This window comes from Dermabacter jinjuensis (genome assembly GCF_902381725.1).
Lineage (GTDB): Bacteria > Actinomycetota > Actinomycetes > Actinomycetales > Dermabacteraceae > Dermabacter > Dermabacter hominis.
Genome location: NZ_LR698963.1, coordinates 1,303,494 through 1,316,512, shown reverse-complemented (window position 1 = coordinate 1,316,512; position 13,019 = coordinate 1,303,494). Strand labels below are relative to the sequence as shown.

12 protein-coding genes are annotated in these 13,019 nt (G+C 63.4%); 1 reads left to right on the top strand and 11 read right to left on the bottom strand.

What is annotated here, in order from left to right; genetic code table 11:
• Positions 1-98: 98 nt before the first annotated feature.
• The 7 genes from FXY94_RS05760 to glmS form a co-directional block, all read right to left on the bottom strand.
• Positions 99-548, bottom strand: a complete 450-nt coding sequence (locus tag FXY94_RS05760) for a PKD domain-containing protein (RefSeq protein ID WP_051120700.1) — start codon at positions 546-548, stop codon at positions 99-101.
• Between the two features lie 575 nt (positions 549-1,123).
• Positions 1,124-1,807: a DUF6318 family protein gene (locus FXY94_RS05755; RefSeq protein WP_147594894.1), complete on the bottom strand. Its 684-nt coding sequence runs from the start codon at positions 1,805-1,807 to the stop codon at positions 1,124-1,126.
• 214 nt (positions 1,808-2,021) lie between these two features.
• Positions 2,022-2,504, bottom strand: a complete 483-nt coding sequence (locus tag FXY94_RS05750) for a GNAT family N-acetyltransferase (protein ID WP_040386486.1) — start codon at positions 2,502-2,504, stop codon at positions 2,022-2,024.
• Between the two features lie 23 nt (positions 2,505-2,527).
• Positions 2,528-3,244, bottom strand: coding sequence for a tRNA (adenosine(37)-N6)-threonylcarbamoyltransferase complex dimerization subunit type 1 TsaB (gene tsaB, locus FXY94_RS05745; protein WP_040386484.1), 717 nt, complete (start codon positions 3,242-3,244; stop codon positions 2,528-2,530).
• A gap of 1 nt (position 3,245) precedes the next feature.
• On the bottom strand, positions 3,246-5,009 hold the full coding sequence (alr, locus tag FXY94_RS05740; protein WP_016664078.1) for an alanine racemase: 1,764 nt from the start codon (positions 5,007-5,009) through the stop codon (positions 3,246-3,248).
• Positions 5,006-5,455: a holo-ACP synthase gene (locus FXY94_RS05735; RefSeq protein ID WP_101686762.1), complete on the bottom strand. Its 450-nt coding sequence runs from the start codon at positions 5,453-5,455 to the stop codon at positions 5,006-5,008. Before FXY94_RS05735 ends, alr begins: the two co-directional genes overlap by 4 nt.
• Positions 5,456-5,498: 43 nt before the next feature.
• Complete coding sequence (gene glmS, locus FXY94_RS05730) at positions 5,499-7,367, bottom strand: glutamine--fructose-6-phosphate transaminase (isomerizing) (protein WP_016664076.1); 1,869 nt, start codon at positions 7,365-7,367, stop codon at positions 5,499-5,501.
• A gap of 71 nt (positions 7,368-7,438) precedes the next feature.
• On the opposite strand from glmS, the gene coaA reads away from it, so the two are divergent.
• Complete coding sequence (gene coaA, locus FXY94_RS05725; protein WP_016664075.1) at positions 7,439-8,446, top strand: type I pantothenate kinase; 1,008 nt, start codon at positions 7,439-7,441, stop codon at positions 8,444-8,446.
• Positions 8,447-8,690: 244 nt separating this feature from the next.
• Here coaA and glmM read toward each other — a convergent pair whose 3' ends face one another.
• The 4 genes from glmM to rplM form a co-directional block, all read right to left on the bottom strand.
• A complete protein-coding gene (gene glmM / locus FXY94_RS05720) occupies positions 8,691-10,064 on the bottom strand; it encodes a phosphoglucosamine mutase (RefSeq protein WP_016664074.1) in 1,374 nt (457 codons plus the stop codon).
• Between the two features lie 67 nt (positions 10,065-10,131).
• Positions 10,132-11,724 (bottom strand): aspartate:alanine exchanger family transporter, encoded by a 1,593-nt coding sequence (locus FXY94_RS05715; RefSeq protein WP_016664073.1) that lies wholly within the window; start codon positions 11,722-11,724, stop codon positions 10,132-10,134.
• A gap of 87 nt (positions 11,725-11,811) precedes the next feature.
• Positions 11,812-12,303: a 30S ribosomal protein S9 gene (gene rpsI / locus FXY94_RS05710; RefSeq protein ID WP_016664072.1), complete on the bottom strand. Its 492-nt coding sequence runs from the start codon at positions 12,301-12,303 to the stop codon at positions 11,812-11,814.
• Between the two features lie 44 nt (positions 12,304-12,347).
• Complete coding sequence (gene rplM / locus FXY94_RS05705) at positions 12,348-12,791, bottom strand: 50S ribosomal protein L13 (protein ID WP_016664071.1); 444 nt, start codon at positions 12,789-12,791, stop codon at positions 12,348-12,350.
• Positions 12,792-13,019: the final 228 nt, after the last annotated feature.

Below are 13,019 nucleotides of genomic sequence, written 5' to 3'. Positions count from 1 at the left end.
CGGTCTATTGCGACACGGAAAATCAGGCGTTTCCCCCACAACCCCTATGCAATAGATCTGAGGGGCGGGCGGGGTACGGCTTCAAACCCCCACAGCCTCTATGGAATCGGGGAGGGGTGCGAAGCGGTCAGTGTTTCTACTCGCGCATTCGGATTCACGGGACCCAACGTGTCGGGCCCACGCTCCGGGACGTTCCGATACTCTTCGGGAACCTCATCACCAGCAAGGCGCGACTCACGAAGATCCGAATAGATCCATCGCTTCTCACTCGCTACCGAGACTGTTCCAGCAATCGGCTGCCAAGGGCCACCATTGACCGAATACTCACCACTGAACTGCGTCACAAGTGAAACTTCATACCATCCCTGGTAGGCATATCGCATCGAAACGTCCCGCGCGGGATACTCTCGGCCAGGAAACGTTGTCGTCAACACAGTCCCATCCCCGAAGTCCCACACATACTTCACCGGGGTTGCCCGAACCTTCACTGCCTGCCCCAGCATCACCACGTCGAAGGTCTGCTCCTTGGACTCGGCCCACGCAATCATGTCGATCCCTACCGGAATCCAACCACCAGGTGGACCGATGTGTGCGGCAAGAGGCTCGATTCCAAGCGAGCGAAAATCCGACTCCGTCACCACCGGCACCGCAGGCGCCGCGCCAGCACCGCCTGACGACGGTCGCGAACAACCAGACCACCGTTCCGTACCGAAAACGGGAGCGCCTGTGGACGAGTCAACGTCCCTTCCAATATTCATTGACGCCCCAGGGATCGCGGTCGAACACACAACACCTATTCCACTGCACCCAAGACCCACAACCTGCACAGCAAAACTACTTTTATCAGCCCGACAACCCAGATCCGGATCATCAGCCGCAGCCCACACCCTCCGAGGCCCATCCGACACCACGCCACCTCGCGCACGGCCCCTGTCATCAGGCAGTTCAGTGGCGCCACCTTGACCAAAATCGTGAAGATCGGCCTCAACCAGAATCGAGCTATTATCTCCGTCCACATCAAACTGAAAATCTGGATCTTCTCCAGACGCGACCGCGAACGGAGGTAGAAGGAATGCCACCAGTAGGGCACCTAGAAGCCAATGCGCACGGAACTTCAAAAGTTTCATTGTGCTGATATCTTTTCCCAAGACGCGTTCGAGACGACCCACTTGTCGTCTTGCCATGTAAGCAGCAGTGCCGCTTCGTATGTCATCGGCGGAAAACTCTTTCCTTTGTCTCCCTTATCGAACTCATCGGTTTTCCCCCTCGTAAATTTCAAGGCGACCGGCGTTTTTCCTCCGTATTGTTCACGATCGGGCAATCGCTCGACAGCATCAAATGTGAGGGTCGGAGGGGTGAGAAAACGGTGATCGCCTCTCCAGCGATCGATCTCGTCCGACACTTGGCTGCATTTGTCGCAAGTCTTCTGATCGCTGATGCCTTTGAAGGGTGACGAGTCACCGGTCGCATAGCCGTAATACATCGCGTCGAAAAAGTACTTTGCGGCCGCTTGCGCACCCTGGTCCGTTGGATAGGAAATGCCAAGGTAATCAGCTTTGTCAGGAGCTTTCAGCGCCTCATTCTCCGGTGGCAGCCCCTTCGTCCGGACATCTGAATCCGCACCACCGGCATCCGAAGCACCACCGCTTGCGTCGCTTCCGCCAGCATCGCTGCTTGACGAAGCTGCGGTGGTGCGCGCAGGTGACGTCGGACCTCCGTTGGTGTTCTCGCCACCGCAACCCGCCAACGCCACCATCAACATCCCCGCGCCGATAGCACCCATGACACGCGTATACCTGCTGTGCATGCACTCCCCCTCTAGAAAACACCCCACTTCCCCGAGCGAGGCCCACGTCACATAGCCAACCATGCACATCCCCCGCGCGCAACGGGTGTGGCACAAATGTGGAAAAGGGGTCCCCTGGGAGCCGTCAAACCCCCACAAACCCTATGCAATCCGGGGAGGGGCGAGGGAAGGGCGGGCGGGGCACAGCTTCAAACCCCCACAACCCCTATGGAATTCAGGTGGGGAGGGGTTTGTGCATGACAAAAGCGTCGACCGGCCCCGCGGGCGTTCGGTAATACCCACGTCGCACGCCAATCTCGGCAAAACCCGCGCGCTCGTAGAGCTCACGCGCGCGAGTGTTGTCGCGCCGCACCTCAAGAAACAGACCCTCCGCGCCCTCCTCTCGCGCGCGCTCCTCGCACCACGCGAGCAAGGCGCGACCTATTCCCACGCCTTCGCGCACGGTGCCGATCGTCTGCACATCTGCGGCCTCGCCACCAACGAAAATCCCCGCATAACCGAGTGCGCCACCGTGCTCGTCTACAGCCGCGACATAGGCGCGACTGGGGTGCGTGATCTCCTCGAGGACCATCTCGAGGCTCCACGCCTCATCGGGAAAGAGCTCTCGCTCGAGACGAGCGAGCGCGGGCGCATCCCCGCGCGTAACCGGACGAAGATTCCAAGGCCCCGAACCGGGCCGCGCGCGCGAAGGCTCCAAAGGCCTACCTAACGCGGGCACGGCTAAAGCGGGCGATCGCCAAGGCCGAGCGCTGACTTACGGCGCTTCGGCTTTGCCGCATCAGCCTCGCGCAAATAGAGAGGCTCGGTCGACGTGAGATCCTCCCCCCGGGCCTCGGCGCTGAGTGCTGTGCGAATCAAGAAGCCCGCATCCGCGTGACGCACCTCGCCCGTCGGCGGCAAAATCTCCGGATACAGATGCGCACCGCTTCCCACGAGCACATCGGCAGCGGTCAAACTCGACGCGACATCTGCCGGCGCCGCAACACCCGGTTCAAACGTGCGCACAATGTGGCGCGAGGAGGCGTCGGAACCGTCACCGCTCACCTCATACAGCGCCCAGTACACCTCGCGGCGACGCGCATCGAGCGCGACCGCAATCGTTTTCGCCTCCGGGCATCCCTCCGCCGCCTCGAGTGCGATCGCATCGAGGCTCGGCACGCCAATCAGGCGGGCCCCGAGGACCGTCGCGATAGAACGAGCCGTCACGAGCCCCACGCGAAGGCCCGTGAACGGACCGGGGCCGCGCCCGCCAACAACGCACGTGAGATCGGACCGCGAGGCGCCCGCCTCAGAAAGGGCCGAATCGATCATCTCGAGAAGCACCTCATCGTGGTGGCGCGCGCGCTCATCCATGCGGCGCGACAGGATGCGACAACCGTCGGAAACCGCCACACTCACCGCACCAGACGTATCAATCCCCAACGTCAGCTCTGCCATGTCACTCACCGCCCTGCTCCGGGTTAAACCCTGCCTCGCGCAGATCAATACCGATGCGCACGAGCTCCTCGCGCGTGTATCGCTCGCCGACGAACGTCACGGTGAGGCTGCGCTCCTCATCGGTGTCGTCCGGGTCATCAAGCGGGCCACTCTGGAGGCTCTCCGCGCGGCGAAGCTCCACAATCGCGTACGAGCTCGCGAGATGCTCAACGCGATCGCGGCCCCACTCCACGAGGGTGATTGACGTGTCGAGATCCGAATCCAGGTCGAGATCCTCGATGTCCCAATCCTCGTCGAGTCGATAGGCATCGACGTGCACGAGATTGGGGCCCTCGGCGTTCGCGGGATGCACGCGCGCGATGACGAAAGTCGGCGATGCGACGTTGCCGCGAACATCGAGCTCCCGCGCAAACCCCTGCGTGAATGTTGTCTTCCCAGCGCCAAGCGGACCATCAAGCACGAACAAGTCGCCTGCCTTCGCATGATGCGCAATGGCACGAGCGGCCCTTCGCGTGTCCTCCGCCCCCGACGTGCGCACCGTAAACGAGCGCGGCGCTGGCCGCTCCCCCTCAACGCTCCACGTGCGCTCGTTTGGGTCCGACGCCAGCGGGAGCACAATGCGCGGAACGCGCGAGGACACCGACGTCAGAATCTCGTACGAGATGGTTCCGGCCTCTCGCGCGAGATCCTGCGCGGTCCACACGCCCGGATATCGCTGCGGGTCGCCGAAAATCACGACGCGGTCGCCGGGCTTCGCATCACTGTCGGGGCCGAGGTCCAGCACGATCTGGTCCATCGAAATTGTGCCCACCTGCGGGACAAGCCTCGATGCCGAGGTCGTCTGCACAAGTACCTGGAGCCGATTCGTCAGCCGACGATCGAGGCCATCCGCATAACCGATCGGCACGAGCGCGAGAGTCGTCGCGCGCTCGGTAACAAACCGCGCGCCATAGCCCACGACTTGCCCCGCCTCGACGCTTTTGACGAGCGAGATGCGGGAGGTCAGCGACATCGCTGGACGAAGATCCAGATCAGTCTCCACCGGCGAGTAGCCGTAAAGCGTAATGCCCGGGCGCACCATGTCGTAGCGGAACTCCTCCCCCGCGAGCGCCCCCGCACTCGCCGACAGATGCCGAAGCGGAATGGGACCCGCAGAAGCCTCGAGCCGCTCACACATCGCCTCAAACCGCTCAGCCTGCTCTCGCACGCTCGCATCGCCCGGGACATCCGCATTGAACAGATGACTCATGGCGCCTGCGAGCGACACGTGCGGGCTTTCGAGGATCACCGCTCCGATCTGCTCGACCTCGCTTGCAAAAGCACCTTCGCGGCCCATTCCGGTCTCGAAGGAGACATGCACTCGCGCGCGCCGCTCAATGGAGCGCGCGGCCTCAATCACAGCCTCGAGCTGCGCGAGAGAACTCACGGCGAGATCAACGCCCGCGCCGATCGCGTGGGGAAGCACATTCTTCGCGGACACCGGCTCGTGAAGCCACGCGAGAATCGGCACGTCAAGATCGGCATGCGCGAGGTCAAGAGCGGTCATGGGGTGGGCGACACCGAGCCACGTTGCACCGCCAGCGATCGCCGCGCGGGCCGCTTCCACCATGCCGTGCCCGTATCCGTCGGCCTTCACAACCGCCATGAGAGCGATGTAGTCCGGGATCGCCTCACGAAGCTGCGCGGCATTGTGGGCGATCGCCTTGAGCGAAACCTCAGCGCGGTTCGGGCTCATGAGCGGATCGATTTCGGGTGTCAGGTTCATGCTTGGGGCTCCTCATCCCCGCGCGCCCCGCCTCGCGTGTCGCGGGCCTCCAGGACGACCATTGCGGTCGCAAGGTTGCCATCGTGCGAAAGCGACAGGTGCGCAAAACGTAAGGACTGCGCATTCGCGGTCGCAAGCGCAGCACCGCGCAGCACGAGGTAGGGGCGTCCATGCTCGGTGCGGCGCACGATCACGTCGTGCCACGAAAGGTCGCCCGGATTCCCGAGCGCCTTGCCGAGCGCTTCCTTCGCGGCCACACGAGCAGCGAGAGAGGCAAGGCTCAACTCGCGCTCCTCAGGGGCAAAAAGCCGTTCACGAAGGCGCGGAGACCGCTCGAGGCGATCCCCTAGGCGCTCGATATCAACGATGTCTACTCCGATGCCCGCGAACGCTTCGTTACCGAAAGGCAGGAAGCTTCGCTCACACGCAATCGGAGAGTTCGACATGGCCTCCATTGTAGGTCGGGCCGTAGAGCCCCGCCCGGGCTCGTTACTCGACCGTGACCGACTTCGCGAGGTTTCGGGGCTGATCGACGTCGAGCCCCTTGGCGGTCGCGAGTTCGCACGCGAAAATCTGCAGCGGGATGATCGTGAGCAGCGGCGCAAACAGGGTGCGCGTTTCGGGGTATCGGATCACGACGTCGGCGTACGGCTCAACGTCGGTATCGCCTTCTTCTGCGATCACGAGCGTGAAGGCGCCGCGAGCGCGGACCTCCTGAATATTCGAGACGACCTTCGCGTGCAGGGAGTCGCGCCCGCGGGGGCTCGGCACGACGATAAACACCGGCTGGCCCTCTTCGACGAGCGCGATAGGCCCGTGCTTGAGCTCGCCCGCGGCGAATCCCTCCGCGTGAATATAGGCGATTTCCTTGAGTTTAAGGGCGCCTTCGAGCGCGGTTGGGAAACCCACGTGACGGCCGAGGAACAGCACGCTCGTCGCGTCCACCATGTCTCGCGCAAGCTTCTCGACCTGACCGGAGCGATCGAGCACCTCTTGGATTTTGCCGGGGATTTCCTCGAGATCGCGCATGATCGCCTCAATCTCATCCCCGTAGAGGTTACCGCGCACCTGGGCGAGGAACAGCCCGAGGAGGTAGCACGCCGCGATCTGCCCGAGGTATGCCTTGGTCGAGGCAACCGCGATTTCGGGACCAACGTGAAGGTAAATGGCGGCGTCGGATTCGCGCGGGATGGTCGCGCCTCGCGTGTTACAGATCGCGACAACCTTCGCGCCCTGTTCCTTCGCGTAACGGACCGCCATGAGGGTGTCCATCGTCTCGCCCGATTGCGAGATAGCAACCACGAGCGTGCGCTCGTGGACGATCGGATCGCGGTAGCGGAACTCGTGAGCGAGTTCGACCTCGACGGGGATTCGGCACCAGTGTTCGATGGCGTACTTGACGACCTCACCGGCATTGGCGGCGGTTCCACACGCGACCACGATGATCTTGTCGATCGAGCGCAAGTGCGAGGGGTCGATGCGCATTTCGTCGAGAACAATCTCGTTATTGTCGAGACGCCCGAGGAGGGTGTCGGCGATAGCCTTCGCCTGCTCGTGGATCTCCTTCGCCATGAAGGAGGGGTACCCGGATTTCTGAGCGGAGGCCGCGTCCCACTCAATCGTGTACTGCTTCGGCTCGGGGACGGGGGTGCCGTCGAACTCGATCACGTCGACGCGTTCGGCACTCACGGTGGCAATCTGGTCTTGGCCGATCTCGACGGCGTGCTTCGTGTGGTCGACGAACGCGGCGACATCGGAGCCGAGGAAGTTCTCCCCCTCGCCGAGGCCGACAACGAGCGGGCTGTTGCGGCGAGCTGCGACGATCACGTCCGGATTGTCTTCGTGGATTGCGAGCAGCGTAAAGGCCCCTTCGAGGTGCGCGACGCACGCACGCATGGCCGCCGTGAGGCTCTCGGCGGTCTCACATTCGCGCGCGAGCAGGTGGGCGACGACCTCCGAGTCGGTGTCCGAGAGGAACGCGTAGCCGTCGTCGGCAAGCTCCTTTTTGAGGGCGGCGAAGTTTTCGATGATGCCGTTGTGGACAAGCGCTACCTCGCCGTTTTTACCACCGAGGTGGGGGTGGGCGTTCGTGTCGCTTGGACCGCCGTGAGTCGCCCAGCGGGTGTGCCCGATGGCCGCTCGCGCTTTCGAGGATTCGTGGCCCTCGAGCTTGTCGCGAAGGTTTTGAATTTTTCCGGACGCCTTGAAGAGCTCAATTTCCGTTTCGCCGCAGCGGGCGATCCCTGCCGAGTCATAGCCGCGGTATTCGAGGCGACTCAGTCCCCCAAGAACGACCTCACTCGGTCGCGATGACGTGCCCGCTCCGGCGGGCCCTACGTATCCTACGATTCCACACATGAAACAGAGAGTAATCCTCGCCGCATGAAAAAACGCTGCTTCACACGTGCGCGTCACCATAAACTTGAGGAATGCACGAGCATCAAGACCTCTCCGTTCCTTTCGAGCGCGACCCACACCGGGGACGCACACCGATTGATGACTCGCATCTCACGCCGTTCACGGAGATCAGCCGTGCGGACTGGGCCCGGTTAAGCGACCAAACCCCTCTACCCATGACCCCCGAGGAGGTCACGGAGATTCGCGGCCAGGGAGACCCCCTCGATTACGCCGAGGTCAACGACATTTACCGTCCCATTTCGAGGCTCCTGAACCTCCAGGTCATGACCGCCCAGCATCTGCGTAATCTCCGCCAGAGCTTCCTCCAAGAGCACTTCCGCCGCACGCCCTTCGTGATCGGCGTTGCGGGGTCAGTCGCGGTTGGTAAGTCCACAACCGCGCGGCTTTTGCGCCTGCTGACGGCCCGTTGGCCCGAGACCCCCCGGGCTCAGCTCATCACGACCGATGGTTTTCTCTACCCGACCGCCGAGCTCAAGCGCCGCGGCATTCTCGAACGCAAGGGTTTCCCTGAAAGCTACGACCGCCGCGCTCTTTTGCGTTTCATCGCCGACGTCAAGAGCGGCAAGGATCGCGTCGAAGCGCCGGTTTATTCACACATCTCTTACGACCGAGTTCCGGGCGAGCGCATCATCGTGGAGCGCCCCGACGTGCTGATCGTCGAAGGTCTCAATGTTCTCCAACCGGCGCGCCCCCGTGCCGATGGCCGCCTCGGCGTCGCCGTCTCCGACTTCTTCGACTTCTCCATTTACGTCGATGCGAAAGAGGACGACATCCGCCGCTGGTACATCGACCGGTTCCTCACGCTGCGCCAAACGGCCTTCTCGAACCCCGAATCGTACTTCCGCAGCTACGCCGACCTGAGCGACAGCGAGGCAATCGAACGCGCTGGTCACGTGTGGGACACGATCAACGGCCCGAACCTCAAAGAAAACGTGCGGCCCACACGCGGTCGTGCTGATCTCATCCTCCGCAAGGGCTCGAATCACCAGATCCACTCGGTGTTGCTACGCCGCATCTAGCACCCCCGGCAGGTGCTCAGCTCAGCTCCGGCAACTGCCCCAGCCGCCTCCCCGGCACTGCCCGGCCGCTGCCCCAGCCGCTGCTCCAGCCGCTGCCCCGCTTGCAGCCCCCGGCAGCTGCTCAGCTCAGCTCCGGCCGCTGCCCCGGCCGTCTCTCTCTATGAAAAAAATCAGGGCCCGACGACTTCCCAACCGCCGTCGGACCCCAAATTTTCACAAAGTGAAACGCTTCAGATAAAAACCCTCAGCCCTCGAGCGCCAGGCGATCACGCACGATGCCCGCGAGCCGCTCGGCGATGCTGTGGGCTTGGTAGTCATCGGCCGCTTCGACCATGACGCGCACGACGGGCTCGGTGCCCGACGGGCGAAGAAGCACGCGGCCGGTATCACCGAGTTCGGCTTCGGCGTCCTCGACCGCCTTTGTCACGACTGCGTCGATCTGGGCGCGGTTCTTGTCGACGCCCTTGACGTTGATGAGGGCCTGCGGCATGCGGGTCATGACGCTCGCGAGCTCGCGGGCGCTCTTGCCGGTTTCCTTCATGCGCTGGAGAAGGTGCAGGGCCGTGAGTTCGCCGTCGCCCGTCGACGCGTGCTCGAGGAGGATGACGTGGCCGGATTGTTCGCCACCGAGAGAGTAGCCGCCGAGAGTCATTTCTTCGAGGACGTAGCGGTCACCGACGGAGGTCTGCCCGAGCTGGATACCGTGCTCACGCATGGCGAGCTTGAGGCCGAGGTTGCTCATGACGGTCACGACGAGGGTGTCGTCGGCGAGCTTGCCTTTTTCCTTGAGGGCGAGGGCAAGGATCGCCATGATCTGATCGCCGTCGATGACGGCGCCGTCGGCATCAACTGCGAGGCAGCGATCGGCGTCGCCGTCGAAGGCAACGCCAATATCGGCGCTGTGCTCGACCACGGCGCCTTGCAGCTGCTCGAGATGAGTCGAGCCGCAGTCCTCGTTGATCTGGCGGCCGTCGGTTCGGTCGCCGAGCACGTGGATTCGTGCGCCTGCACGCTCGAGGGCCCTGGGACCGGTCTCGAAGGAAGCGCCGTTCGCGCAATCGACGACGACGCTCAGTCCGTCAAGGGAAACGTCGAGGGTCGAGAGAAGGTGATCGACGTAGCTGTCGATCACGTTGTCGTAGGGGGTGATCGAGCCAACCTCTGCGCCGAGCGGCCGCGACCACTCTTCGTGAAGGCGCGCTTCGATCGCATCTTCGACCTCGTCGGGGAGTTTCACTCCGCCGCGCGCGAAGAATTTGATGCCGTTATCGGGGTGCGGGTTGTGGCTCGCGGAGATCATGACGCCAAGATCGGCTTCGGACTCTTTCACGAGGTAGGCGAGGCCCGGAGTGGGCAGTACGCCTGCATCGAGCACGTCAACGCCAGCGGAAGCGAGACCTGCACAGATCGCCGCGGAAATGAAGTCGCCCGAGGGGCGCGGATCGTGGGCGACGATTGCGCGGGGCTTCGCCCGGCCCTCGCCGCTTTCACTCGGTTCGAATGCGCCGAACTGCCCGAGGACGTGGGCTGCTGCGACGGCAAGTTCGACCGCGAGCTCCGCGGTGATGTCTTTGTTCGCCACTCCGCGAACGCCGTCGGTTCCAAACAAACGTGCCATGTGGTGTCTTCCTTCATTAGGGTGCACGAGGCGTGCACGAAAACTCTTCGAGTGTAACGGGGGCGCTTTAGGTGACCATGAATTGCACGAGTAGGAGCTGCACCACGATGCCGAGCGCGTAGACCGCGGCGTAGCCGGAGGCGGTGCGTTCATCGTCGTGGCCGAGGTTGAGTGCGTGCTCGAGAACGACCGACTGACCGACGAAGGCCGCGACGGCACCCGCCGAGCGCTCGAGGCTCACCCCGAGCAGCGCTCCCGCCACGGGAACGAGGGGAAGCATGAGCATGAGGGAGGCAGCCGCGACAAGAGCAACCTTGAGGCCGTCGAGGGTGAAGGCATTCTCCGCGAACGAGGGCCCAGAGATCACCCCTACCGCCGCCAGAAAGACCGACAGACCGAGTTGGCGAATGGTGAGATTCACGGGTCTTGGCAGAGTCCACAGGATGGGCCCCGTGTGCTCCCACCGGCCGAGGATGAGGCCCACGACAAGCGGTCCCGCGGCGCTGCCAAGCGCGAACGACGCGCCCCCGCCGATGGGGATGCTGACGAGCCCCAGGAGCAGCCCGAAGGAAATCCCGAGGCCGAGCGCGAGAAAGTCCACGCTGTTGATGCGCTTTTCGCTGTCGCCAAGGTATTCGGTGATGCGAACGATTTGTTCGCGTGGCGCAACGACGCGGACACGGTCGCCGAGTTCGAGGCGAGTCCACGGCGACGCGACCATGTCTTCATCCCCACGACGCAGGCGGGTCACGATAGCGCCATAGCGCGAGGCGATCCGGGTTTCGCGAAGGAGTCGCCCTTCGAGTCTTGGGTTGGAGACGAGGATGCGGCGGTAGTCCACGGCGCTGCGGTCATCGAGGAGCCGGTGTTCGGCGCGCTCGCCGATTGTCTCGAGTGCCTGATCGAGCGATTCTGGAAAGCCCACAAGCACAACCTCATCGCCTTCGTGCAAAACGGTGTCGGTCCGCACGATCGTCATCATGCCGCGCCTGAGCAGGTACGACGCCGATACCGTCCCCTCGCGCACACCCGGCACATCCATGAGGGCAATCGTTGAGGTCACGCGCACACTCATGTCTCGAATCTGGGAGCCGCGGGGGCGGCCGGGGTCCCTTCGAGACGCGAACTTCGAGCGCACCCACGTGCTCGACATCATGATCGACACGAGAATCATGGGAATGATGACGCCGAACGGGTATGCAATCGCGTAACCCACGGCGGGGATCGTCGAGCCGCCGGTCGCCCTGCTCGCGGCTGCGAGGGCCGGAGTCGAGGTGAGCGTGCCAGTGAATGTGCCCGCGGTCAGTTCTTTCCCGAGCCCAGCGGCGGAGCCGAGAATGCTGACGCCCACGGCATAGATGGCGAAGAGTCCGACGGCGGCTAGCATGAGCCGGTATTGCTTTCGCATGTCGCGGAAGAAACCATTACCGGCACTGAGCCCGATCATGTAAACGAAGAGGGCAAGCCCGAACGTTTGATACACGCCAAAGCTTTCGCCGAGGCGCGGATCGAGCGCGCCGACGATGAGGCCCACGAAGAGGGCACCCGCCGCACCAAACTGGACGGGGCCAAAGCGCATGCGACCGAGGAGCGTGCCGAGCGCCATGACGAGGAACAGCGCTAGCAGTGGCTGCTCGGTGAGAATTTCGAGGACGACCACGTTTACAACCTTAGGCCTTCACACCGTTAACGACCGAAGGCGCCACCGGTGAGGTGACGCCTTCGATGCAGTGCAAAGTGCTGGCGATCAGCGCTTCGAGAACTGCGGAGCCTTACGGGCCTTCTTGAGGCCGGCCTTCTTACGCTCGATGACGCGGGCATCGCGCGTGAGGAAGCCCGCCTTCTTGAGCGCGGGGCGGTTCGCTTCGGTGTCGATCTCGTTGAGCGCACGCGACACGCCGAGGCGCAGCGCACCGGCCTGGCCCGAGGGGCCACCGCCGGAGATGCGGGCGATTACGTCGAAGCGGCCCTGGAGGTCGAGAAGCTTGAACGGATCGTTCACTTCCTGCTGGTGCACCTTGTTCGGGAAGTACTCCTCGAGGGTGCGCCCATTGACCTTCCACTCGCCGGTGCCGGGCACGAGGCGCACGCGGGCGACAGCCTGCTTGCGGCGGCCGGTGCCGTAGCCGGGAGCGGAGATCGACGAGCCCTTGCCGACGGGCGCGTCGTTCGTAGATTCGGTGGTGTAGTTCGAGGCGTCGCCTTCGAACTCCTCAACTTCGGGGGTGGTTTCTGCCACTTGATTTCCTCAGATCTCGTATCGGCGTAGCCGGGCGGGGCCCGTTACTGCGCCACCTGGTCGATGGTGAACGGGACCGGCTTCTGAGCCTGGTGCGGGTGCTCGGGACCCGCGTACACCTTGAGCTTCTTGAGCTGCTGGGTGGCAAGCTTGTTCTTCGGGAGCATGCCCTTGACAGCCTTCTCGATCGCGCGCTCGGGGTTCTTCTCGAGCAGCTCGGCGTACCGAGTCGCGCGCAGGCCGCCCGGGTAACCCGAGTGGCGGTATGCGAGCTTCTGCTCGAGCTTCTTGCCCGTGAGGGCAACCTTCTCAGCGTTGATGATGATGACGAAGTCGCCCGCATCCACGTGGGGTGCGAAGACCGGCTTGTGCTTGCCGCGCAGGAGCTGAGCGGCGTGGGAAGCGAGCCGGCCGAGGACGACATCAGTTGCGTCAATGACGTACCAGGAACGCTCGACGTCGTCGTGCTTCGGGGTGAACGTACGCACTCGTGCCTTCTTCTCTCGTTTAAGTGCCTCGCGACGCCCCTTGTGGGCGCGCAAGAACACGGTTCGAATGGACCGTGGACACGCTTCCTTTGGTTTAAAGCATGACCAAGAAATGTCGTGCTGAACCGGCAGCCCGGGTTTAGGGGCGGGCGTGGGGCTCAGATGCGTGTGAGGAGCTCTTTCGCGCCGAACGTGAGAAAGCGGCAGCGGCAAAGCGCGCATCTATGG